The sequence below is a fragment of the Intestinimonas sp. MSJ-38 genome, from assembly GCF_018917925.1.
Lineage (GTDB): Bacteria > Bacillota > Clostridia > Oscillospirales > Butyricicoccaceae > Pseudobutyricicoccus.
On record NZ_JAHLPO010000013.1, the window covers coordinates 1 to 24,220 of the forward strand.

The 24,220-nt window shown below is 50.7% G+C and carries 25 protein-coding genes and 3 pseudogenes; 25 read left to right on the forward strand and 3 right to left on the reverse strand.

Going from position 1 to position 24,220, the window contains the following annotated elements:
• Positions 1-424: 424 nt before the first annotated feature.
• A complete protein-coding gene (locus KQI26_RS09125) occupies positions 425-1,804 on the reverse strand; it encodes a hypothetical protein (RefSeq protein ID WP_216504181.1) in 1,380 nt (459 codons plus the stop codon).
• Between the two features lie 177 nt (positions 1,805-1,981).
• Between KQI26_RS09125 and KQI26_RS09130 the strand changes: the two genes are divergently transcribed.
• The 13 genes and pseudogenes from KQI26_RS09130 (at position 1,982) to mobQ (ending at position 12,808) form a co-directional block, all read left to right on the forward strand.
• Complete coding sequence (locus KQI26_RS09130) at positions 1,982-3,448, forward strand: ParB/RepB/Spo0J family partition protein (RefSeq protein WP_216504182.1); 1,467 nt, start codon at positions 1,982-1,984, stop codon at positions 3,446-3,448.
• 274 nt (positions 3,449-3,722) lie between these two features.
• Entirely contained in the window at positions 3,723-4,064 is a 342-nt protein-coding gene (locus KQI26_RS09135; RefSeq protein ID WP_117473715.1) for a hypothetical protein, read from the forward strand.
• A 1-nt stretch (position 4,065) separates the two neighbouring features.
• Positions 4,066-5,151 carry a DNA cytosine methyltransferase gene (locus tag KQI26_RS09140; protein WP_216504183.1) on the forward strand — a complete coding sequence of 362 codons (1,086 nt, stop codon included), beginning with the start codon at positions 4,066-4,068 and terminating at the stop codon, positions 5,149-5,151.
• A complete protein-coding gene (locus KQI26_RS09145) occupies positions 5,138-5,845 on the forward strand; it encodes an antirestriction protein ArdA (protein ID WP_216504184.1) in 708 nt (235 codons plus the stop codon). Before KQI26_RS09140 ends, KQI26_RS09145 begins: the two co-directional genes overlap by 14 nt.
• A 48-nt stretch (positions 5,846-5,893) precedes the next feature.
• Entirely contained in the window at positions 5,894-6,376 is a 483-nt protein-coding gene (locus KQI26_RS09150) for a PcfB family protein (RefSeq protein WP_371744116.1), read from the forward strand.
• Positions 6,363-6,662: pseudogene (locus KQI26_RS09155) on the forward strand (conjugal transfer protein TraG); the annotation flags it as partial. The gene KQI26_RS09150 and the pseudogene KQI26_RS09155, both read left to right, overlap by 14 nt.
• Positions 6,663-6,694: 32 nt before the next feature.
• Positions 6,695-8,569: a recombinase family protein gene (locus KQI26_RS09160; protein ID WP_216504186.1), complete on the forward strand. Its 1,875-nt coding sequence runs from the start codon at positions 6,695-6,697 to the stop codon at positions 8,567-8,569.
• 78 nt (positions 8,570-8,647) lie between these two features.
• Entirely contained in the window at positions 8,648-8,839 is a 192-nt protein-coding gene (locus tag KQI26_RS09165; protein WP_006060444.1) for a transposon-encoded TnpW family protein, read from the forward strand.
• Positions 8,840-8,972: 133 nt separating this feature from the next.
• A complete protein-coding gene (locus KQI26_RS09170; protein WP_216504187.1) occupies positions 8,973-9,287 on the forward strand; it encodes a hypothetical protein in 315 nt (104 codons plus the stop codon).
• 85 nt (positions 9,288-9,372) lie between these two features.
• Entirely contained in the window at positions 9,373-9,933 is a 561-nt protein-coding gene (locus tag KQI26_RS09175; RefSeq protein WP_058118392.1) for an RNA polymerase sigma factor, read from the forward strand.
• A complete protein-coding gene (locus KQI26_RS09180; protein ID WP_216504188.1) occupies positions 9,930-10,676 on the forward strand; it encodes a hypothetical protein in 747 nt (248 codons plus the stop codon). The genes KQI26_RS09175 and KQI26_RS09180 overlap by 4 nt, the downstream gene beginning before the upstream one ends.
• A 95-nt stretch (positions 10,677-10,771) precedes the next feature.
• Positions 10,772-11,068, forward strand: coding sequence for a DUF3847 domain-containing protein (locus tag KQI26_RS09185; RefSeq protein WP_216504189.1), 297 nt, complete (start codon positions 10,772-10,774; stop codon positions 11,066-11,068).
• A 231-nt stretch (positions 11,069-11,299) separates the two neighbouring features.
• Complete coding sequence (mobQ, locus tag KQI26_RS09190; protein ID WP_216504249.1) at positions 11,300-12,808, forward strand: MobQ family relaxase; 1,509 nt, start codon at positions 11,300-11,302, stop codon at positions 12,806-12,808.
• 77 nt (positions 12,809-12,885) lie between these two features.
• Here mobQ and KQI26_RS09195 read toward each other — a convergent pair whose 3' ends face one another.
• On the reverse strand, positions 12,886-13,305 hold the full coding sequence (locus tag KQI26_RS09195; RefSeq protein WP_216504190.1) for a nuclear transport factor 2 family protein: 420 nt from the start codon (positions 13,303-13,305) through the stop codon (positions 12,886-12,888).
• 89 nt (positions 13,306-13,394) lie between these two features.
• Here KQI26_RS09195 and KQI26_RS09200 point away from each other — a divergent pair, with 89 nt between their 5' ends.
• From KQI26_RS09200 to KQI26_RS09255, 12 genes and pseudogenes are all read left to right on the forward strand, one after another.
• Positions 13,395-15,287 (forward strand): AAA family ATPase, encoded by a 1,893-nt coding sequence (locus KQI26_RS09200; RefSeq protein ID WP_216504191.1) that lies wholly within the window; start codon positions 13,395-13,397, stop codon positions 15,285-15,287.
• Positions 15,288-15,372: 85 nt separating this feature from the next.
• A pseudogene (locus KQI26_RS09205) lies at positions 15,373-16,920 on the forward strand (VirD4-like conjugal transfer protein, CD1115 family); the annotation flags it as partial.
• Between the two features lie 94 nt (positions 16,921-17,014).
• Positions 17,015-17,143, forward strand: a pseudogene (locus tag KQI26_RS09210) (Maff2 family mobile element protein); the annotation flags it as partial.
• A 188-nt stretch (positions 17,144-17,331) separates the two neighbouring features.
• A complete protein-coding gene (locus tag KQI26_RS09215) occupies positions 17,332-18,195 on the forward strand; it encodes an AraC family transcriptional regulator (RefSeq protein WP_110441877.1) in 864 nt (287 codons plus the stop codon).
• A 165-nt stretch (positions 18,196-18,360) separates the two neighbouring features.
• On the forward strand, positions 18,361-18,804 hold the full coding sequence (locus KQI26_RS09220) for a sigma-70 family RNA polymerase sigma factor (RefSeq protein ID WP_216504192.1): 444 nt from the start codon (positions 18,361-18,363) through the stop codon (positions 18,802-18,804).
• Entirely contained in the window at positions 18,797-18,997 is a 201-nt protein-coding gene (locus KQI26_RS09225) for a helix-turn-helix domain-containing protein (RefSeq protein WP_216504193.1), read from the forward strand. The genes KQI26_RS09220 and KQI26_RS09225 overlap by 8 nt, the downstream gene beginning before the upstream one ends.
• 541 nt (positions 18,998-19,538) lie before the next feature.
• Positions 19,539-19,937 (forward strand): plasmid mobilization relaxosome protein MobC, encoded by a 399-nt coding sequence (locus tag KQI26_RS09230; RefSeq protein WP_055246091.1) that lies wholly within the window; start codon positions 19,539-19,541, stop codon positions 19,935-19,937.
• The gene (locus KQI26_RS09235) at positions 19,909-21,525 is read left to right on the forward strand and encodes a relaxase/mobilization nuclease domain-containing protein (protein WP_216504194.1); all 1,617 of its coding nucleotides are present in this window, start codon (positions 19,909-19,911) and stop codon (positions 21,523-21,525) included. The genes KQI26_RS09230 and KQI26_RS09235 overlap by 29 nt, the downstream gene beginning before the upstream one ends.
• A 185-nt stretch (positions 21,526-21,710) precedes the next feature.
• A complete protein-coding gene (locus tag KQI26_RS09240) occupies positions 21,711-21,905 on the forward strand; it encodes a hypothetical protein (protein WP_087216729.1) in 195 nt (64 codons plus the stop codon).
• A complete protein-coding gene (locus tag KQI26_RS09245) occupies positions 21,895-22,638 on the forward strand; it encodes a phage replisome organizer N-terminal domain-containing protein (protein WP_216504195.1) in 744 nt (247 codons plus the stop codon). Before KQI26_RS09240 ends, KQI26_RS09245 begins: the two co-directional genes overlap by 11 nt.
• On the forward strand, positions 22,635-23,474 hold the full coding sequence (locus KQI26_RS09250) for an ATP-binding protein (RefSeq protein WP_015515277.1): 840 nt from the start codon (positions 22,635-22,637) through the stop codon (positions 23,472-23,474). Before KQI26_RS09245 ends, KQI26_RS09250 begins: the two co-directional genes overlap by 4 nt.
• Positions 23,475-23,486: 12 nt before the next feature.
• Positions 23,487-23,684 (forward strand): transposon-encoded TnpW family protein, encoded by a 198-nt coding sequence (locus KQI26_RS09255; protein WP_178265259.1) that lies wholly within the window; start codon positions 23,487-23,489, stop codon positions 23,682-23,684.
• A 66-nt stretch (positions 23,685-23,750) separates the two neighbouring features.
• On the opposite strand, the gene KQI26_RS09260 is transcribed toward KQI26_RS09255, so the two are convergent.
• Positions 23,751-24,152, reverse strand: coding sequence for a DUF6578 domain-containing protein (locus KQI26_RS09260; RefSeq protein WP_368250040.1), 402 nt, complete (start codon positions 24,150-24,152; stop codon positions 23,751-23,753).
• Between the last annotated feature and the right edge of the window lie 68 nt (positions 24,153-24,220).

Sequence of the window (24,220 nt, forward strand, 5' to 3'; positions counted from 1 at the left end):
ATACCATCCGCTCGATCTTCCGCAGCAGGTGGGTTTCTGGAATCAGTGACTCTATATCTACGAAAAGCATTGCCATTTGTCTGCTTTGGTGTCCCATCATGCTGCATCCCTCCTATAACCATTTTACCACAGAAAGGATCTGCGCGCCACTTTGTCAACAGGTCCAAACCTTGACACTACCGGGGCATCCTCGTCTCGATCTTCAGTAAAAAGAAGAAATCCGAACCCATCTCCAACTTGGAAGATTAAGTTCGGATTTCTACCTTTTGGTCGGAGTGTAATTATAGGATTTCAGAAAACGCAGATATATCAATGGTTTGCTGGCAGTCGGCAAGAGGTATTTATTCTAAAAATTCAAAATAGCGAGAACAACGCCGCCTATGTAGACAGTAGGCGGCGTTTTATATAGCACAGTCAAATTACATTACTGTAGATATTGAAGCGCCAAAGCAATCAGCGCCAGACAGCGGTTGAAAAAATAGTCATAGTGTCGTATATCAACAATGTCGATTTTATTTGTTTCGTGATGTCTAATACGAAAATCGTTGCCGATAGTAGTTAATTCCTTAAACTCCGTAGAAAACAATGTCTTATAGGCATCTTGACCGCAGGCCATATCTTCAATTATTTTGTCTGCGGATTGCCTTTTGTCTAAATCTGCATAGTATGTCTTTAGTCGTTCTAATACATCCCATAGTTTTTCAACCGCATCTTTGTGCGATTGAAGATTAGGCTGCATATGTTTTTCAATGGCAAGGTCAAATAGTTCTCTCAATCCCGGCTCTTGAATTTGCGTACTCAAAGCAATAATGTCAGAAGTTAGTACCTCATGCACGGCCAACTGTTCTATAAGCCCGCTATCATTGAGCTTAAATGACACATTATCTCTTTGTAACGATGTATTGATTTCTGCTTGAAAAGCGGTTTTTTCTCGGGAGGATAACTCGTCATATTGAAGTTCAATTATATCAAATAGGAATGGTGTAAAATGTGCGGCTAAAATTTCATAATCAGAACATGGGGAAATATTCAAAACGCGGAGATCCACCACGGGAATTTCAAGGTGTTCATTTAAGCGTCGGACAGCTTGTTCTAAAGCATCGGTATTTTCTGTCCAGCTATCATAACGATTAGGTTGGTAGCGCATAGGCTCCCTAAATTCTAACATGATTTTGCAAATGTGTTTTTTGGCGTTTAAGTCTACAGAACCGCTAATATTATCAATAGGCTGTCCCTGACCATATACTACCAGTTCCTTGTAGCGCTCGGTAAAAAGACTATCAGGAAAACAGGGTTGAGTAGGTTCTATATAATTTCTTGCCCTATATACATCTCTCCCAGAAATATGTTGCGCTGGATATAATTCGTACCCATCAGTTCGGAGTAATTCATTGAACTTATCAAGATACCGTTTCCAATCTGATTTTTCATTTCGTACCGCGGGGTGCAACATTTCACACAAGAATTTCAATAGAGGTTCATCGCCATCACCATGTCGTAGATTGAAGCGATCATCAGAGAAAAACCAACAATCATCGTCATAGTCACCAAACCGAAGATGGCAACTAATATCTCCGAGTGCATTTCTGTATCTACTATCTTTAGAAGGCATTTTTTCTAAGTCATAAATTCTTGACAAAAAGGAAATCTCATCTATGCGTCCGTAAAAAGGAATTTTAACAGGATATTCCATTATGTAATCGCCAACATTGCTGTCATAGGCTGGCTCATCCAGATGAACAATGAAACCATCTTTGATAATATCCAAAATATCTTGGCGAGTAATTTCAGAAATATTATTCATAGACTTCCCCTCCTGCAGACATTAAATATAACTTAATTATAGCATAAATAGGAGAAATACGCTACCCCAACAGGACAACGGGCGGCGTTTTCATATATAACACCATGAAGGGAGGTCACTTTCACCCGGCCAGTCTGCGGACTGGCTTTTTTCATGCCACGAAAAGGAGGTTTGCAAATGGCAGATGATAAGAAAAACATTCCCGATGTAGCCTCACCTACTGAGGCACCCGCTCCTACGGTAGAAAATGTAGCTGTGCCGGAGCAGCCTGCTCCCGAGCCTGCGCTGACCGACGCAGAGGTGGTCATGCTGGAGCATGAGGGGCAGGCGGCGCTCTTTGAAATGGGCGAGGCCGTGCCTAATCCCGCTGACGCTGTTACCCACGCCGAGGTGGAGGAGCCTGCCACTCCCGAAGTCCCCAAAGACGAAAAGGAGCGGGCGCAGCCGCCCACTCCCGGCAAGGACGCCCCTGCCCCGGCACATTCCGTCAAGGTGGTGGATTTTGCCGCTGCCCGTGACGAGGCGGCCAAGGAGGAGAAAAAGGCGGTCAAGCAGAAGCCGCCTGCCGAAAAGGACAAGGCTGCCAAACCCGGCAGAGGCCGTCCGCCCAAGGAAGGCAAGGCTACTCCCGATAAGGCAAAGCCGCCCAAACCTCGGGACAAAAAGTCCCAAAGCAAGCCCGCCCCGGAGAAGCCTGTCGTGGATAAGGGCAGCGCTCCCGCCGGTGCGGAGGTCACGCCGGAGCCGTCTGCGCCCCGTGACGCCACCCGCGCCGAAAAAGAGGAGATCGTCTATCTCAACCTGTCCGATCTGCACCCGTTCAAAAATCATCCCTTTGGTGTCCGGGACGATGCGGAGATGCAGGGGCTTGTGGAGTCGGTCAAGGCAGCGGGTGTCAATCAGCCTGCGCTGGTGCGTCCCCGTGAGGATGGCGGCTATGAGATCATCGCAGGCCACCGCCGCCAGCGGGCAAGCGAGCTTGCCGGATTTGCGAATATGCCATGTATCGTCCGCAACATGACGGACGATGAGGCCATTCTCGCTATGACGGATGACAACCTCCGCCACCGTGAGCGTATTTTGCCCACGGAAAAGGCGCAGTCGCTCAAAATGCAGGTGGAGGCTATCAAGCACCAAGGCTCCCGCCCCGGCGAGGAGGACAAGGATGCCGGAAAACGCTCCACGCAGGTCGTGGGAGATCGCAACGGCATGAACTACAAGCAGGTGCAGCGGTATATCCGCCTGACCGAGCTTGTGCCGGATTTGCAGAAAATGGTGGACGAGAAAAAGCTGGCGTTCACCCCGGCGGTGGAGATCTCATTCATCCGCCCCAAAAATCAGAGGTATATCGCCGTGTCCATCGAGGGGCAGCAGTCCTCGCCCTCGCTGTCGCAGGCGCAGAAAATGCGAGAGCTGGACAAGGACGGCAAGCTCAACGGTGATGTGATCGACGGTATTCTGTCGCAGGAGAAAAAGGAGGTAGACAAGGTGATCATCAATAGTGCAGAGTTGGAAAAGTATTTCGGCAAGGACAAGTCCCCGAGGGAAATGAAAGACAAGATCATTTCTTTGCTGGATGACTGGAAGGCCAAGCAGCCGCCCGAGCTGGGCAAGCCCGAAAAGAAAATGGATTTGGAAAAGTGACCTTGGGACTTTTTGTCCCGAGGTCTTTCGTTTCCCCGAATGGCTCTTGTGGTTATATCCCCCGTCGCCGCCCGTATTCCAGCATGGCCGGGAGCGGGCGGTCAAGGGCTGGCCGCTGTTTTCAGCGGCCAGCCCTTGACCGCCTGTCCCGGCTATGCTTTTTCTCCGGCAAGCGGCGGGGGTATATCCTCCAGAGCCGCCCCCTTTCCCAAGAATGGGAAAGGGCGTGGGGTTTGGGTTGAACTACTACATTACAAAACGGAGGTATTTTACAATGAAACGACCCCTTGCGTACATTACCGCCGCATGGTGCGGCAGCGATCACGAAAACACGAAGCTGGCGGCGCAGTATTGCCGCACGGTGTATGAGGCGGGCTTTTCGCCTATCTGCCCGACGCTCTATCAGCCCCTTTTCCTCAATGACGCCGTTCCAGAGGAACATAAGAGCGGCATCGACATGGGGCGCGACCTGCTCCGCCGCTCTCATGTGCTGGTGGTGTGCGGTCATACCGTCACCGAGGCCATGAAGAACGACATCGCCGTTGCCCAGCGGCTCGGGATCACCGCCACCACCCTTGAGGGCATATTGACCGTCAAGGGACAGGGACGCAGATAAGATGACGGCGCTCCGGCTGGGGAGCCTGTTTGACGGGATCGGCGTGTTCCCGCTGGCGGCGGTACGCTGCGGTATTGAGTCGGTATGGGCAAGCGAGATCGAAAAAGCCCCTATCTCCATCACCAAGCGCCACTTTCCCGATATGGCGCATTTGGGGGATGTGACAAAGCTGGACGGGCGGGATCTCCCGCCTGTCCATATCATCACCTTTGGCTCACCGTGTCAAAATCTCTCGCAGATCGGCAACCGCAAGGGACTTGCGGGAGAAAAGTCCAGCCTGTTCTTTCAAGCTATCCGCATTATCCGTGAAATGAGGGAGGCGACAAATGGTCTATTTCCAGCAATCGCTGTTTGGGAAAATGTCATGGGAGCGTTTTCATCAAATGACAGGATGGATTTTAGAGCCGTCCTATCCGCTTCCACAGACACCGATATTTCAATGCCTGCTTCTGGAAGATGGGCAGGAGCCGGAATGGTGCGAGGGCGAACACCTGACCTCTGCTGGCGGCTCATGGACGCCCAGCATTGGGCAAGCCCCCGGCTGGCACGACGGCAGCGCATCTTTCTTGTGGCAGACTTTGGAGGACGGCGTTCCCACGAAATACTTTTTAAGCCCCGCACAATGCAGTCACTTCCTGCACTTGGCGGAGATCGCGGGCTGCCCGCCGCCTGCGGAGATCGAGGCTCTTTTATTGAAGCAGGGTGGCGCGTACCAGTTACCCGACCCTTTCAATGCTTCCGTATGCGGGCGTCCGCCAAGGAGCGGACGGAAACAGCGTTCCGAAACAGCTTCGGACTGCCAACTGACCCTTTTCCCACTCTGTTAGCGGGCGGCATTTCGCCCTTTGCCTTTTGGTATGAGGACGATCCCGCCGGGGGCTGTGTCCGCTTTCCCACGGAAACGGAATGTGAGCGGCTGATGGGGCTGCCGGAGGGCTGGACAAGGTACGGTGCGGACGGCGAGGAAATTCTATCCTCCCACCGCTACCGGGCGTTGGGAAACGCCATCGCGCTGCCCTGTGCCGAGTACATCATGGCTGGGATCGCGGAGGCACTGACAAAAGGAGGTGCAAATGACGGTATTTGAAGCCTACATTACCAACCTCGGCAAATATGCCGAGGGGCAGCTTGTGGGCGAAACGCTGAAATTTCCGGCCACCACGGAGGAGGTGCAATCGCTCTTAAAAAATATCGGCGTGGACGGCGTGCGGTATGAGGAGTTTTTCATCACCGCCTTTGACGGCGATGTGATGGGCTTATACGACTATCTCACCGAGTATGAAAACTTGGACGAGCTGAACCATCTGGCGCACCTCATTTCCGAACTGGACAGCGACGAGATCGAAACGCTGGAGGCCGCGCTCAACAAGGGCGACCACACTTCCAGCGTGGCAGACATCATCAACCTCGTTCACAATCTGGACTGCTACGACCTGCGCCCCGGCGTGACCGACAATGAAACGCTGGGGCGCATCTATGTGGAGGACATGGAACTGCTGGATGTGCCGGACAATGTGCTGCCCTACTTCGATTTTGAAGCCTATGGGCGGGATATGCGGATCAACGAGGGCGGCCACTTCGCCCCCACGGGCTATCTGACCCGCAGCGGCGATTTCAAGGAGGTGTACCACGGCATCGAGGACATTCTCGCCGAACACCGCATTTTTGCGTACTCCAAGTTGAATATCCGGGAGCAGATGGCGGCCTACAAGGAGGTCATAGACCGTTCCTCTTTGGAGGGCGAGCACCTGCACCCGAGAAAGGAGCATGATGACCGCTGACCTTGGGACATTTTGTCCCAAGGTCATATTTCTATCAGAGAGGAGGCGATGACGGCTGGTAGACGAGGATATTTCCCGGCGCACGATTGCTATATCGGTGAAAGCGTCGAAGCTGACCGCCCGGGGGCTTGCCTATGTTGTCCGGGCGGTGGGACGCAAGATCGCCAAGGCGCACCGGGCAAAGCAGACACCTCACGGCAAGCAGACCGTGAAAAAGCTCATGCTCATGGCACATCCACCAGCAGCCTTGAACTGTCCGGGGATACAAAGCTCTTTGACCGGGTAGCCCGGAAGTGGAATGTGGACTATGCCTTTTATCAGACCGAACCGGGGAAATACCTGCTGTTCTTTAAGTCCGGGCAGGCGGACGCTATGACCGCCTGCTTTTCGGAATACTCCCGCAAGGTGCTGGATAAGGCCAAGTCCCGCCAGCCCACGATTCCCGAACAGATGAAGCAGGCGGAACAGCAGCTTGCCAAGGAAAAGCCTCAGAAAGAACACATTAAGGAGGCCGTGCATGGTGACAGATAAGCTCCGTAAATATGTGCTGCCCAACATTCCCTATGTGTTCATCGGCTGGATATTCCTCAAGCTGGGGACGGCCTACCGTCTGGCGGCGGGCGGCGATTTTGCTCATAAGTTTATCGGCTTGGGACAGACCGTCGGCGTGGCCTTTGCCGACTTTGCCCCCGGCCTTGCCCCCTTTGACTGGCTGGTGGGCATTGTGGGGGCGGTGGCGTTCCGCCTGCTGATCTACTTCAAAAGCAAAAGCGCAAAGAAGTTTCGCCGGGATGCGGAATACGGCACAGCCCGATGGAGTGCATAATTTTAAGTGTAAATGACACATACATGGACGCACAGGAGGTTATGCACATGACTGATTATAGCAAAATTACAGCCCTTTACTCCCGCCTTTCCGTGGGCGACGAGGACAGGGACGGCGGCGAGAGCAACAGCATACAGAACCAAAAAATATTTTTGGAGAACTATGCCAGAGGGCAGCACCTAACCAATATCCGGCACTACATCGACGATGACGAAAGCGGCAGGTTTTTTGACCGTTCCGCCTACTCCCGCATGATGGACGATGTGGAAAACGGGAAAATCGGTGTCTGCATTATGAAAGACCTCACCCGCTGGGGGCGCGACTATCTCCAAGTCGGCAACGCTATGGAGATATTCAGACGGAACAATGTGCGCTTTATCGCGGTCAACAACGGCATTGACAGCGAGAAGCCCGACACATTGGAGTTTGCGCCCTTTATCAATATCATGTCGGAGTGGTATGCAAAGGACATCAGCAAGAAAGTGAAAACGGGCATTAAGACCAAAGGCATGGGTGGAAAGCCGATTGCCACCGAAGCCCCTTACGGCTATATCAAAGCCCCGGATAACAAGGACTTTTGGATAATCGACGAGGAAGCCGCCGAGGTTGTACGCCTTATTTTCCGTCTGTTTTTGGACGGGAAAAACCGAAACCAAATCGCCGTATATCTGACACAGGAGCAAATCCCGTCCCCCACTTTCTACATGAAAGACCGCGGGCGGGGAACCTGTAAAAATAAGACGCTAAATGAGGATAACCGCTGCAAGTGGAACAAAGCCACCTTGACCAATATCCTCACACGGCAGGAGTATTGCGGCGATGTAGTCAACTTCAAGACTACAAAGCATTTCCGGGATAAACATAACCACTATGTAGACCGGAGCCAGTGGCACATCACAGAAAATGTGCATGAGCCGATTATCAGCCGCAGCGATTTTGAAACCGTACAGCGGATTTTGAAAAACGCGCCCGTCAAACGCCCCAACGGGGACGGGGAAATCCACCCTCTGTCCGGCTTGCTTTTCTGTAAGGACTGCGGCGCAAAAATGCACATTCGTATAGATTACCGGAACGGCGGCAAGCGCCATGTTGCCTATTGCAGCGAGTACCACAAGGGAAAAGCCAAGAACCCCAAATGCCATTCCCCGCACATCATGGACGCGGACTTGCTCATGCAGACCATCGCGGAAGTGCTGAAGAAAATCGAGGACTATTCTATCAGCAATCGGGCGGAGTTTGAAGCATTAGTGAAAAAGAACCTTGCCATGCAGCAGACCGACCAGACCAAGAAACAGCAGAAGCGTATTCCGCAAATCACAACGCGCCTTGAACAGATTGACAAGGTACTGAATAAGCTCTATGAGGACAACGCCCTCGGCACGATCCCGCAAGACCGCTATGAGCAGATGTCGCAGAAGTATTCGGAAGAATACTACGCGCTGAAAGCGGAGCTTGCCACGCTCCAAGAGCAGCTATCCGCTTACGAGAACGCGGGAGGACGGGCGCAGAAGTTTTTGAAGCTGACGGAACGCCATGCCGCCTTTACCGACCTAACCCCCGCCATTCTCAACGAGTTTATCAGCCGGATTGAAGTGCATGAGCGCGACCAGAAAAGGGCGAGATACGCAATCCAGCACATCAGCATATATTTCAATTATATTGGCAAGTTTGAGAATGAAGTGACACAGCTTGCAGAACCGACCGAGCAGGAAATCCGGCAAATGCGGGAGGAAATCGAAGAAGCCAAAAAGGAAAAGAGCCGCGCCTACCACCGGCAGTATTCAAAGGAGTACCGGGCGAGAAACCTTGAAAAGCAGCGAGAGTATGACCGTATCAAGGCGCGGGAATACCGGGCAAGGAGAAAGGCGCAGGCAGCCGCCGCACAGCCTACACAGTAAAACAGAATAACCGTCAACCAAGAGGGATTTTCCGAACTACGGGAAATCCCTCTTTTGCGCCAAAGAAAGGAGCCGCCTATGGCAGAACAGACCCCCGACAGTATCATCACGACCCAGAGGAACGGGCAGACCATTGTTGCGGAGTTATTTTTCAATCACAGCAGCACAGAAACATTCCGCGACAAGCTGCTCAAACTGGTACTTGCCGACAGCTCGCGTTTATCCGCGTCTGACGGTCAAGAGCCGGAAAAAACAGAAATCCTGCGATAACAGCCGCCCCGACGATACACTCCCTGTCCGGGCGGTTTCTATTTGAAAATCCTCATTTTCCCCAAGTCAAGAGCCGGGAAAAACGCCCGAAAAATGCCCCTATTGCGTAACAGGGGCGCAGAAAGGAGAGTTTATGAGAACAGGGCTTACGAAGCAGGAAAAGACCACCGATATTTGGTTTGACGAGAAAGACCCGCTAATCCATATCCGCACCCACAACACCGACTTAAAGAAGCGGCTTGCCGCCTATGCCGGACAGTACCCCGACCAGTGCCGCCAGACCGACGCAGACCCCGAAACGGGCTGCATGGAGTTTGATATTGCAAAGGGGCGTTTCTCTTTCCGTCTGACCGCCCCATACAGTGAGGAACGGAGGAACGCCGCCAGCAAAGCGGCAAAGAAACATTCCGGCAACTTGACACACCCTATTCAAAAAGATGTGGTATAATTTTTTTGAAAAACTTTTGGATTTGATGTAGTATTCGCCGCTAAAACCGTAGTATATAGGTGAAGCCGGAAAGGAGGCGGTGCGATTGATGGAAGATGAAAAAATCATTGACTTGTTTTTCGTGCGTTCAGAGCAGGCCATACGAGAGCTGGATAATAAATACGGAAAAATATGTCACAACTTCTCGTATAATATCGTGAACAGCAGACAGGACGCGGAGGAATGCGTGAATGACGCCTATCTGGGCGCATGGAACGCAATCCCCCCGGCGAAGCCCAACCCTCTGCTTTCTTACATCGTAAAAATCGTTCGGAACATTTCATTGAAGATTTATTACAGAAAGGAAGCAGCCAAGCGAAACAGCATTTATACGATCGCCATGCAGGAAATCGAAGCCTGTATCACAGACCAGAACACCGTAGAAGATGAAATTGAAGCCAGAGAGTTAGCCCGTATTATCGAGAGCTTTTTGGACACGCTGACCGTCGAAAACCGCGTCATCTTCATGCGCCGCTATTGGTTTTCCGATAGCTGCAAGGACATAGCCGAGCGAGTGGGTCTGACGGAGAAAAACATATCCGTCCGACTTACCCGCATCCGCAAGCAAATGAAAAACTATCTAATTGAAAGAGAGGTGTTCGTATGAATACAAAAAAGTTTTCGGAAGCAATGGACGAACTTGATGATAAATACATTAACGAGGCCATTCAGTATCAACGAGCAAAGCAAAAGCATAATTGGTTTCTGAAAGGGGCAATAGCTGCTTGCTTATGCTTGTGCATTGCTATTGGATGGCTTGTATACGATCCATCTTCTGATTTTGTTTCGGTACCAGGTTTGTTCACTATTACTGCATACGCATTATCTCCAAGTGAGGAATTGGGTTTCATGGAAGAATATGAAATGGTACAAGGTATTGAAATGCCCGTAGAATATGGTTGGAGCCAGGAAGTGTCCTGTGTACCGGGGCTGCCCTTCAAGTTGTCAATGGCTGATTGGCCAAATGCTACATTTGATATTTCTGTTGATGGAGGACATTTTGTACTTTGGGTCGATGATAAAATAATTCCTATGGATTCCACTTTTAGTGTCAATAATGATACGAACATATACTGGGTAGACTATCTAGATGAAACAGAGACCGAATCTCATGTAGGAACTTACGCCGCAAATAAAGTCTACGCCGATATGGTGGTGCGCGATGGCGATAACATTATTGGATATGCAGTTATCAAAATCTATACACACGACCCCGAAGATCAACATGTTCGAACCTTCGGTGCCATGTTGCTACAATCTGTTTCATTCCCTCTGGTTAATAGCGAGTATCAAAATGTTACAGAGGAATATGTAAAGTCGCAGATTGAACAGATAAAGCTGGCAGATTAAAATACTGTTAAAAATATAGCACTCGCAAAGGGCAGTTGTTTCAAGAGAGAAGCAACTGCCCTTTGCCTATCTCGACAGACAGAAAGGAGCCACCCATGACAAAACCCAGGGAGAAAACCCACGAGGAATTAACTGCCGAGATTGAGCAGAACAAGAAGAAAATCCGGCAGTTTGAGAACCGGGAAAAGATGTTGCGTCAGAAGCTATCCAAAGAGGAACGCCGAACGCGCAGCCACCGCCTTATCGTCCGGGGCGCGGTCTTTGAAAGCATTGTGCCGGAAGCAAAGAACATGACCGACGAGGAAGCCGCAGCACTTCTCCGGCTTGCATTGACGAGTGAACCAGCGCGGGAATATCTGAAAAAACGAGCCGAAAGCGGGAACGCCGAATAAATCCCTTTGGAACAAAGGGCGCACTTATACACCCTTACGGGCGTGTGCGCTCTGCCGAGGGCTTATCTCCGCACAGGGAACTTTCCCCGCGCTACGATATGGCGGCTTTGCCGCAACAAGGGGCTGCACCCCTTGCGCCGCTTCGCGGCTATCCCTGCACACCCACAAAAACAGTACACCCGCCGTTGGCGTCTGTACCATTTTTGCGGGTTTTATTATCCTATCCGGGAGGTGATACCCATAGCCATTTACCATTGGAACATCGGCATTGTGAGCCGAGGAAAAGGCAAATCAGCCGTTGCCGCAGCCGCCTACCGAAGCGGTGAAAAGCTGACAAACGAATGGGACGGAATGACCCATGACTACACCCGCAAAGGCGGCGTTGTCCATACAGAAATCATGCTGCCGCCCCACGCACCGCCCTCATTCGCTGACCGTTCAACCTTGTGGAACAGCGTGGAGCTTTACGAGAAAGCCGGGAACGCCCAGCTTGCCAGAGAGATTGACGCGGCGCTCCCCATAGAATTATCCAGAGAGGAACAGATCCGGCTTGTCCGGGAATACTGTTCCTCTCAATTTGTTTCCAGAGGAATGTGTGTGGATTATGCCATTCACGACACCGACAAAGGCAATCCCCATTGTCATATTATGCTTACCATGCGTCCCTTTAACGAGCGCGGCGCATGGGCGGCGAAATCCAAAAAGGAATATGACCTTGACGAAAACGGCGAGCGTATCCGCTTGCCAAGCGGCAGATACAAGACGCACAAAATTGACCTTACAGGCTGGAACGACAAGGACAACACCCTCTTGTGGCGCAAGGCGTGGGCTGACTTTACCAACGACTTTTTGGAGAGGAACGGAAGCCCGGAGCGCATCGACCACCGCAGCAACGCCGAGCGCGGCATAGACGAGATACCCACCGTCCACATGGGCGTGGCGGCTTGCCAGATGGAGAAGAAAGGTATCGCCACCGAGAAAGGCGAACTGAACCGAAATATCCAAAAGACAAACCGCCTTATCCGGGAAATCCGGGCGCAGAGTGGGAAGCTCAAAGAATGGATTGCCGACCTGTTCAAAGCGCGGGAAACCGCCCCGGAGCAGCCGCCGCAATCTCCTAACCTTGCAAAGCTGCTGATGAAGTATTTGAGCGTTCAGAGAGAAAAGAGCCGGAAGTATTCGCAGAGTTGGCAACAGCAGCACGCAACCGATGAATTGAAAACCATAGCGGCGGCGGTCAACTATCTTTCCGAGCATGGTATCTCTAATCTTGATGAGCTGGACGCTTCTCTTTCCTCTGTCAGCGATAAAGCCTATTCAATCCGGGAGGGAATGAAAACCGCCGAGCAGCGCATGAAAGAACTGCAAAAGCTTATTGAGTACGGCAGAAATTATCAAACCTACAAGCCCATACAGGACGAGTATCGGCAAATCCGCTGGAAAGGAAAACAGGAGAAGTTTGCGGAAGCCCGCCGCGCCGAGCTTACCCTATGGAACGCGGCAAACCGCTATCTCCATGCAAATCTGCCGAAAGGAACAAAGACCTTGCCTATTGCGGAATGGGAACAGGAATATGCTGACCTCAAAACACAAAGGGACAGCGATTATACCAAACTGAAAGAGACCCGCGCCGAGGTTGCCGAGCTTCAAAAAATCCGCAAATGCGTGGATATTGCACTCCGCGCCGACCAGCCGGAACAGACACAGAACCGCGCCAAGCGGCATGAACAGGAGCGATAAAGGAAAGGACGGGCAAGCTACTTTGCCTGTCCGTCCTAAATGTTTTCCGATAAAATGGACGCTATTGATTCCTAATATTAAAACCAACTTGCTCTTTCGTCCCTAAATTCGGGCAGGTCACTATGCTCATAAGGATTATAATTATTCAAATTGCAGCCAAACTCTTTCAATGATTTTATTTTATTATCCTTTGTCCATTCAACCAGGGAAATTCCATCAAATTCCTCTATGCTCCCATTGTTCATTTCATTTTTGAAATACCACTCCACAATCGTCTGATTTCCTTTGTGGAAAAATTGTTTGATTTCCCAAGCAACGACTTTGCCACGAGTATTCCATTCCTGAAACCAGTGTTTTACGATTTGACGGTTATTATATTTTGGACCCCAACTTTCAGTATAAATTATATCTTCTGCAAAAATATTATCAATACCTAAATCCTGTTTTGTAAGCCACATTTCAAACCATAAGTGAATATTTTTTTCTCTTTCATTCACAATCCAGCACCTCACTAACTTCCGATTTTTCGGTTTCATTCTACATCAAAACTATGAACAATTCAATCACAGAAAGAGAGGTATCAGCCATGTATTACACCCAAGAACAGATAGACCACGCCAACCAAGCCGACCTTGTTTCTTTCCTGCAATCACAGGGCGAGCAGCTTACCCGCGCCGGGAACGAGTACCGCTGGAAACGGCACGACAGCTTGACTGTCCGGGGAAACAAATGGTACAGGCACAGCCAGAGCAAGGGCGGCGCACCCATTGATTTTGTCATGGAGTTTTACGGCAAGAGCTTTACCGAAGCCGTTGAACTTCTCACAGGAGAGAAAGGCGCAGCCCCACCTCCGGACAGCCCCGCGCCCCTCTCCGACTTCCGATTGCCGCCCCGCAGCCCCACCGCCGAACAAGTGAAAAGGTATCTTACCGAAGCCCGCCGCATTGATGAAGATGTGACGGGCTTTTTCATTTCCAGCGGCGATATTTACGAGGAAGCCGCCCATCACAACGCCGTATTCGTCGGCAGAGATGAAAGCGGCATACCGAGATACGCCCACCAGCGCGGCACAGCCGGGAGCTTCCGGCTTGATGTGAAAGGCAGCGACAAAGCCTTTAACTTCTGCTACCGGGGCGAGGGCGAAAGGCTGTTTGTCTTTGAAGCACCGATTGACCTTTTATCTTTCCTCTGCCTGTTCAAAAAGGAATGGCAGAAACAAAGCTACCTTGCACTGGGCGGCGTGGGAGAAAAAGCCCTGCTGCGTTTCCTTTCTGACCGTCCGAACATCAAGACCGTTTATCTCTGCCTTGACAGCGACAACGCCGGAAACGACGCTTGCAGCCGCCTTGCAGAGCTTGTGCCGGAGGGCTTGACCGTCCACCGCCTTGTGCCGCTTTACAAGGACTGGAACGAGGTATTGCAGCACCGGGCAGAAATCACAGACGGGAAGTATATCCGAGAAGCGATTTACGGCTTGAAAGAGCCGCCGCAGGAAGAAACCGTTGAGATTATCCGCATGAGCGAGGTAGACACGCAGACCGTTGAATGGCTATGGGAGCCGTATATCCCCTTTGGGAAAGTAACCATAGTACAGGGCAACCCCGGCGAGGGCAAGACCACCTTTGCCCTACGCCTTGCCGCCGCCTGCACCACTGGGCGCGAGCTTCCCACAGGACAGCCCTTGCCCCCGTTCAATGTGATTTACCAGACCGCCGAGGACGGTTTGGGAGATACCGTCAAGCCCCGCCTTATCGAAGCCGCCGCCAACCTTGACCGGGTACTTGTCATTGACGAAGCCAAGCGCGAGCTATCCCTATCCGATGAACGCATTGAGAAAGCCATCATGCAGACCAGGGCGCGGCTGATTATTCTTGACCCCATACAGGCGTATGTGGGCGAGAAAACCGACATGAACAAGGCAAACGAGATACGCCCCATTTTTCGCCGCCTTGCCGATGTTGCGGAGCGTACTGGGTGCGCCGTTGTGCTTATCGGACACTTAAACAAATCAGCTGGAGGGCAGAGCGCATACCGGGGATTAGGTTCTATCGACTTCCGCGCCGCAGCAAGGAGCGTCTTGCTGATCGGGCGCGTGAAGCGAGAACCGAATGTGCGCGTTATCGTCCATGACAAATCTTCCCTTGCGCCGGAGGGCAAGCCCGTTGCCTTTTGCCTTGACCCGGAAACGGGCTTTTCGTGGATAGGCGAATACGACATCACCGCTGACGAGCTGCTGTCCGGCGCGGGCGGCAACACCGCCACCAAGACCGAACAGGCGGAACGGCTGATACTTGACCTGTTGGCAGACGGGAAAGAGCTTGCCAGTGAGGACATTGTAAAAGCCGCAGCCGAAGCCGGAATATCCGAAAGGACGGTACAGAACGCCAAGCGCAACATGGGCGGCATTTTAGGCGCAAGGCGTGTCGGCGGTCAATGGTACAACTTCATCAAGAAGAAGCCACCCGAACCCGCAAGCTGAAAGTGCAAAACGCAGAGCCTTTGCGCTTTGCACTTTCGCACTTTCACGATAATTTGCGTCAATAACTCAAAAAAGCACTTGACAAAACGCTTCATGGGGCAACGAAAAAGACATCAAGCCTTTTGTCGATCCCAAGTTTGAAAACAATATGCTGCTGACCGCCACGGAACGGCTCACCATGAATACCCGCCCGAAAAATCCCGCCAACGCCCGCAACCTCAATTTCTGCGGAATCGGCTCGTCCGGCTCCGGCAAGACCCGCTTTTGGCTCACGCCCCAACTCCTGCAAGCTCATTCTTCCTATGTGGTGGTAGACCCCAAGGGCGGTGTGCTGGGGCAGGTCGGCTCGTTTTTGCAAAAGCGGGGATATAAGATCAAAGTGTTCAACAGCATTGATTTTTCAAAATCCATGCACTATAACCCGCTGGCGTATATCAAGACCGAGGCGGACATTCTAAAGTTTGTCAACGCCCTCATTTCCAACACCAAGGGCGAGGGCAAGGAGGGCGACCCGTTCTGGACGAAGGCGGAAACGCTTTTGTATTGCGCCCTGCTGGGCTACATCATTTTTGAGGGAGCCGAGGGGGATCGCAACATGAATACGCTGGTGGACATGATCTCCGGCATGGAGGTCAAGGAGGATGACGAGGATTTTCTCAACGCCGTGGACTATATGTTCAAGGGGCTGGAACAGCGTAAACCGAATTGCTTTGCGGTGAAGCAGTATAAAAAATACAAGCTAAACAGCGGCAAAACCGCAAAAAGTATCTTGATTTCCTGCAGCGCTCGGCTTGCTCCCTTTGATATTCCCCAGCTTCGGAAGATCATGTCCTATGACGAACTGGAGCTTGACCGCATGGGAGATCGCCGCACGGCGACCTTCTTCTGCATCAGCGACACGGACAGCACCTACAATTTCCTTGTGGCGCTGGCCTTTTCGCAGATGTTCAATCTTCTGTGCGAACGGGCGGACAATGTTCACGGCGGGCGGCTGCCCCATCATGTGAGGGTGCTGTGGGACGAGGCGGCCAACACCGGACAGGTGCCGAATTTGGAAAAGCTGGTGGCGGTCATCCGCTCACGGGAGATCAGCCTGTGCCTGCTGTATCAGCAGCTTGCCCAATGCAAGGCCATTTACGATAAGAACGCGGAAACCATCCTTGGCAACATGGACAGCGTTTTATTCCTTGGTGGCCGTGAGGCCAGCACCATTAAGGAAATTTCGGAGAACTGGCTGGGCAAGGCAACCATCTCCATACAGACCGAGGGGCGCTCCCGTGGGCAGTCCGAAAGCTACAGCCAGAACACCCAGCGGCTGGGGCGGGAGCTGATGACCCCAAGTGAGCTTGCCACCATGCCCGGAGATCGGTGCATTTTGCAGCTCCGGGGGCTACCGCCGTTCTACTCCAAGAAGTACGATTTGAAGCAGCACCCCAACTACCGCTTTACGGCGGAGGCCGATAAAGTGAAAAACGCCTTTGACCTCGACAGGCTCATTGACCGCCGCAGGCGACCGAGCATGAGCGAGGAATGTGAGGTGTACGAGGCGACCGTGCCGGACGAGGCGCTCACAGACGAGGGCGAGGACATTCTCAACTATGACGACCTCGACGACCCGGACGCTTTTGTATAGAGCTTTGGGACATTTTGTCCCGAAGTAGCAGGCTGCCGCCCACAAGGGCGGCTTTTTTCATGGCCGGGTATATCCCGGAGAAACGGAGGAATATATGCAGTTTTTCGCTTCTGCCATCACCACTTTGCAGACCCTTGTGATCGCCCTCGGCGCTGGCCTTGGCGTGTGGGGCGTGGTCAATCTGCTGGAGGGCTATGGCTCGGACAACCCCGGCGCTAATGCTCATGTACGGTAAAGTAACAAACAAGAATTTGATTGATAGCCACCCTACTATTCCTTTGGTTCACATTGTAATTTGGAAAGATTAGTGTAAAATATTTTGTGAGAAAGTGTAGACAACTTTGAGCATAAAAAATCGGGAAAACGATTTTCAAAAAGTGTAGAATCTATAAATGCAGAGGAGGTAACAACATGGAATGGAGTGAAAGTATCAGCGAAGCCATTAACTATATTGAAAGCCATATCACAGAAGAATTAACGATTGCGGATATTGCAAAACAAGCAATCATTTCTCCATATTATTTTCAAAAAGGGTTTTCTATGCTTTGTGGTTTTACAGTTGGGGAATACATCAAAAGGCGTAGACTAACGCTTGCTGGAAGTGAAATTGTTTCCACCGACAGGAAAATAATTGATATTGCGCTTGAGTACGGATATGATTCGCCGGATAGTTTTACAAAAGCATTTCTTCGTTTTCATGGTGCTACTCCTACTGCCATACGCAAAGGAGAGGCAATGATAAAGTCATTTGCCCCTCTGAAAATCAAACTAATTTTAACAGGAGGTTATACGATGGACTACAAAATTGTTAAAAAAGCGCCGTTTACCGTGGTTGGAGTATCGAGGGTATTCAAGTATGAAACCGCTGATACTGAAATCCCTAAATTCTGGGTGGACTTTAATCAGTTAGGAAAACACACACTCATTGACAGTATGTATGGAATATCCATAGACAACGATATGAGCGGCAATGAATTTGAATATCTGATTGCCGATAACTATAACCCGCTCAACGAAATTCCGGCTGATTTTGTTACACAGGTTATTCCCGAATATACATGGGCTGTCTTTCCGTGTAAAGGTGCGCTTGCAAACACTTCATCTTTACATGACATTCATGAAAAGATTTTTTCGGAGTGGCTGCCGCAGAATAAAGACTACGAAATCGCAGCCGGGTATCATATTGAGATGTACAGTAACCCGAATGATTATGCGAAAGGCACCGGGGATAAAGATTATTACAGCGAGATATGGATTCCTGTTCGCAAAAAGTAAAATTGCCTAAGCAAAGTAGCAAAACCAGCCGAGCCAGTCAACGGTAAAATGAACGGGCTTCGCCCGCCGTTGACAGCCCCGTCTGTCCTTGCTGGTGGGTAATCAAGGGGCGACAGCAAAAAGTGCTGCCGCCCTTTCCCATAATCGAAGAAAGGGGGATTTTCCGTGACTGAATACGAAGCCTATCAAGAACATATCCGCTATACCCATGATACCTATTGCCGGATTGTTATTCGCCATGCGTCCTTTGACGCTGCCCGTATGCTGGCGGCGAGGTGGAAACGGGAAATCTCCCTTGAATATCTGACCGAAGAAAAGTTTGTTCCACTAAGCACCACAGACGAGTATTTTCAAGTGCCGGACTATGGCGAAACTTATCCGTTTTCTGTCCGGGGGCAGACGATATTTTTAGATAGCTGTTCCCTTGCGGCTGCTCTTGCGGAGCTGCCGGAACAGACGCAGGAGGAAATCTTTTTGTATTACTTCCAGCACTTGACGCAGAAAGAAATCGGAGAGCAAAGCGGCTGGACACGCAGCACAATCGGGCGGCATATTCAGCTTGCCTTGAAGCGGCTGAAAAAGGAAATGGAGGTGTTGTCCTATGAGTAACCGACTTCTCCCCTGTGACACGATAATAAAGGCACATGAGGGCGACCCCATAGCGATACAAGCTGTCCTTGACCGATATGCCGGGTATATCCGCTATTTCTCCAAAATGAACGGCTATTATAATTCTGATATGGAGGACTACATCAGAACAAAGCTGATTGAAAGCCTGTTCAAGTTCCGGCTTGACCGATAACATAAAAACTGAATATCCCGCCGCCCCGCAGCAGCACATGAAGCAGTAAATCCGAAAAAGATTTGCTGCTTTTTTTGCGCCCATTTTTGGCAAATTTCCAAAAGTTCCGTATTAGACATTGAAGCTAAAAAGGCTGCCATTTTTTTAGACAGCGGGCAAAACGCAGCTTCCGAAACGCCTTATTGTCGGGAAAGACCACGCCGCAGGAAAAGTTCTTGCCGGAAAGTCCGTCATTTTTGCTTTTTGCGGTGTTGTAGGGAGTAAGGGGAGAACGCCAGCCCGCAGCCTTTTATAAAAAAGCTGGTTATAGATTTCCCGAAAAAGTGGCAGTAGCAAGTGAACGGCAGTCCGGCAGTTTCTTAGAGCAAGATTCTACCGCAGTACCAAAATTCGCTTATCGCTCATTTTGCCCCTGCGGGAATCTTGTTGGGGAGTGCCTTCCCCAAACCCTGCTATGCGGCTTGTGCCGCTTGAAAATCCCACCAAAAAATACTTAAAAAATCGCCCACAAAACGGCGGTAAGTGAAAGGAGTTGATACCCATAGGAAAGCGATACAATACGCCCCACCGAAGCCATGTAGTCAAGACACGCATGACCGAAGAAGAATATGCCGACTTCACGGAACGGCTAAAGAATTATGACATGAGCCAAGCCGAGTTTATCCGACAAGCCATTACAAGGGCGACCATTCGCCCCATTGTTACCGTTTCCCCGGTCAATGATGAACTGCTGTCCGCTATTGGAAAGTTGATAGCCGAATACGGAAAAATCGGCGGCAACCTTAATCAGATCGCCCGTGCCCTCAACGAATACGGAACGCCCTACAATACGCTGTCCGTTGAAGTGCGAGCCGCCATTTCCGACCTTGCCGCCTTGAAGTTTGAAGTCTTGCGAAAGGTAGGTGACGCTGTTGGCAACATTCAAGCATATCAGCTCTAAAAATGCGGACTACGGTGCAGCCGAGCAGTATCTAACCTTTGAGCATGACGAGTTTACCATGAAGCCCACCCTTGACGAAGCCGGGCGGCTCATACTCCGGGAGGATTACCGAATAGCCACGCTGAACTGCGGCGAGGAAGATTTTGCCGTTGCCTGTATGCGGGCAAATCTCCGATACAGCAAGAACCAAAAACGGGAAGATGTGAAAAGCCACCACTATATCATTTCCTTTGACCCACGGGACGCAGCGGACAACGGCTTGACCGTAGACCGGGCGCAAGCATTGGGCGAGGAATTTTGTGCCGAGCATTTCCTAGGACACCAAGCCATTGTCTGTACCCACCCGGACGGACACAACCACAGCGGCAATATCCATGTTCACATTGTTATCAATTCTCTGCGTATCGAGGAAGTACCCTTACTGCCCTACATGGACAGACCGGCAGATACCTGTGCCGGGTGCAAGCACCGCTGTACGGACGCTGCTATGGAATACTTCAAAGCCGAGGTCATGGAGATGTGCCACCGGGAAAATCTCTATCAGATTGACCTATTGCATGGCAGCAAAAACCGCATTACCGAGCGTGAGTATTGGGCGCATAAAAAAGGACAAGCCAAACTTGACAAGGAAAATGCCGCCCTTGCAGCCGAGGGGAAGCCTGTAAAGCAGACCAAGTTTGAAACCGACAAGGCGAAGTTGCGGCAGACCATACGGAATGCCATGAGCGAAGCGACCACCTTTGACGAGTTTTCCGCTTTACTTCTGCAACAGGGCGTGACCGTCAAAGAGAGCCGAGGGCGATTGTCCTACCTTACCCCGGACAGAACGAAACCCATTACCGCCCGAAAACTGGGAGATGATTTTGACCGTGCTGCTGTTCTTACTCTTTTGGAGCAGAACGCCCACAGAGCCGCCGAAAAGACCGTACCCATACCCGAATACCATACCGCTGAAACAAACCGCACAGAGCGAGGAAAAACGCAGAAAATCGCCCCGACAGGCAACATTCAGAGAATGGTTGACCGTGCGGCGAAGCGAGCCGAGGGAAAAGGTATCGGCTATGACCGTTGGGCGGCTGTCCACAATCTCAAACAGATGGCGGCTACCGTTGCCGCTATGGAGCAATACGGCTTTACCCCGGATGAACTGGACGCAGCCCTTGTGTCTGCCAATGCGGATTTACACAGCAGCACTGCCAAGCTGAAGCCCATTGAAACGGCTATCCGTGAGAAAAAGGACTTGCAGAAACAGGTGCTTGCCTATGCCAAGACAAGAGATGTGCGTGACGGATTGAAAAAGCAGAAAACCGATAAGGCACGCAAAGCCTACCGGGAAAAGCATGAAAGCGACTTTATCATAGTAGACGCAGCCGTAAGATATTTTCGGCAAAAAGGCATTACCAAGCTGCCCACCTATAAATCGTTGCAGGCTGAAATCGAGCAGCTTACCGCCGAGAAGAACGCCCTTTACAACGAGTACCGGGCAAATAAAGAGCGTGTCCGGGAGTTGCAGACCATGAAAAGCAATCTTTCCCAAATGCACCACGGCGAGCCGAGCCGACAGAAAAAGCATGAACAGGAGCGTTAAAAACCGCCCCGAAATGATACCGAAACCAAACAAAAACAGGGATATGCCCTTACCCCTATCCGCAATACTCCCCGACCTCAAAACAGGGCGTACAGGGCAAAAAATCCCCGAAAATGATACCGAGAAGATACAGTTTTCCCGCCCTATCCGTGATACCCACGGAAACGGCAGAAAGGAGCGTACCAATGCCACGCATGAGCAACAAACGGCGGCTTGAATGGAGCTTTTTCCTCAACCACCGAAACCGAATTACCTATAACGACCTTTGCCGGGGCTGCACCCACGATTGCAAGCAGAGTTTCCGAACCGTGATTATCCTCTGCCACCGGTATTACTCCAAGCGTTGGAAACCAAAGGAGGACACCGCCTATGGCAGATAACCGCAAATATTACTACCTCAAACTGAAAGAAAGCTATTTTGATGATGACGCTATCGTGCTGTTGGAGAGTATGCCGGACGGTATTCTCTATTCCAACATTCTCTTGAAGCTGTACTTAAAATCGCTGAAAAACGGCGGCAAGTTGCAGCTTGACGAGAATATCCCTTACACAGCACAGATGATCGCCACTCTTATCCGTCAGCAGGTAGGCACGGTGGAACGGGCGTTAGGGATTTTTCAGCAGTTGGGGCTTGTGGAGCAGCTACACGGCGGCTTGCTCTACATGACCGATATTGAACTGATGATAGGGCAATCCTCTACCGAAGCGGAACGAAAACGGGCGGCAAGGCTTGCAAACAAGGCTTTGCCACCACCCCGGACAAACGGCGGACATTTGTCCGACATTCGTCCACCAGAGATAGAGATAAAGAAAGAGATAGATATAGAGATAGAAAAAGAGAGAGAGTTAGAAACGGGACAAGCCCCCGCCCGCAGCTATGGCAGATACAACAATGTTTTTCTTTCCGATACGGAACTGGACGAGCTGAAAGCGGAACTGCCCGACAAATGGGAGTATTATATTGACCGCTTATCTACTCATATAGCGTCCAAAGGAACGAAATACCGTAGCCATGCAGCCACGATATACAAGTGGGCGCAGGAGGACGAAGCCAAGAAACCGCCGAAAAAAGGCATACCCGATTACACCTTTAAGGAGGGCGAGAGTTTATGACTGAGCTTTTTACCGATACCGTTTTGAATATGATGACTACTACCGCAGAGCCGGAGGACTACACGGGCGAGGACGGTCTGCTTTACTGCGGCAAGTGCCGCACGGCGAAAGAAGCCTACTTTCCCAAAGAAACCGCCGCATGGTTGGGGCATGACAAGCACCCGACAGAATGTGACTGCCAACGGGAGAAGCGTTTGGAATGTGAATCCGCCGAGGAACGCAGACGACACCTTGACACCGTTATGGAACTGAAACGCCGGGGCTTTACCGACCTCACCATGCAGGAATGGACTTTTGCACATGACAACGGCAAATGCCCGCAGATGAGCAAGGCACATTTATATGTGGAGCATTGGGAGCAGATGAGAGAAAACAACTATGGTCTGCTCTTGTGGGGCAAGGTAGGCACAGGAAAAAGCTATTTTGCCGGGTGCATTGCCAATGCCCTTATGGAACAGGAAATCTCCGTCCGCATGACAAACTTTTCTGCGATACTGAATGATTTAACTGCCAGCTTTGAGGGACGAAACGAATATATCGAGCGTCTTTGCCGTTTCCCTCTGCTGATACTTGATGATTTTGGTATGGAGCGTGGCACAGAGTACGGTTTGGAACAGGTCTACAATGTAATTGACAGCCGATACCGCAGCCGAAAGCCGCTGATTGTCACCACCAATCTAAGCCTTACGGAACTGCAAAATCCACAGGACACCGCCCACGCCCGTATCTATGACCGAGTGCTTGAAATGTGTCTGCCTATCCTCTTTACAGGCGAGAACTTCCGAAAGGAAACGGCACAAGCCAAGCTCAATGGACTAAAAGAACTGTTGAAGTGAAAGGAGTTGCCTATGACAGAAAACAAACAGAATAACAATGACCGCACCGACCGTCGCCCGGACTGCGTGACGGAGATCCGCATGGGTAACACCGTACTCATTGTGTCCGGCTATTTCAAGAAAGACACCACCGCCACCGCAGCGGACAAGATGATGAAAGTGCTGGAAGCGGAAACCGCAGCCGCACCAAGACCGCCCTACACCGCATGAGCCGGAACATGGAAAAGCGGTCATGCTGGGGAGCATGACCGCTGGAATGGGAGTAAGAACGGAAACTTATTTGAAAGTAACTTCTTCTTTTTTGGCAGACCTAATCGCATATTCGTTTAGGACAACAATGTATCCGCTTGCTTCCATATCATCAACTTTTTTATCAAACCCTTTTGCATTTTCTGCATCAATGGTTTTTCCACCAATAGGAATCAATAGGCGGGGATTGTTTTCTGATGGGGCATACGAATGATACAAAATTTTGATTGTTTCAACCTTTCCCTCTAATACAAATATGTTTTGCCAATCAGAACTATGGGCTTCGTAACAATAGTTAATCGCCCCTACATTAACAGGAGTGTTCAGTTGTTCTGCTTTGAGAACAAGCCATTTTACTATATCCCCTACGGAAAATGGCGTTCCACAACATTCCATTTGCCAACTATCATAAAACACAGTACATTTCATCACTCAATCTTACCTCATCAAATACGGGATTTATCATTGTTTGAACGAGGAAAGTATAACACAGAATT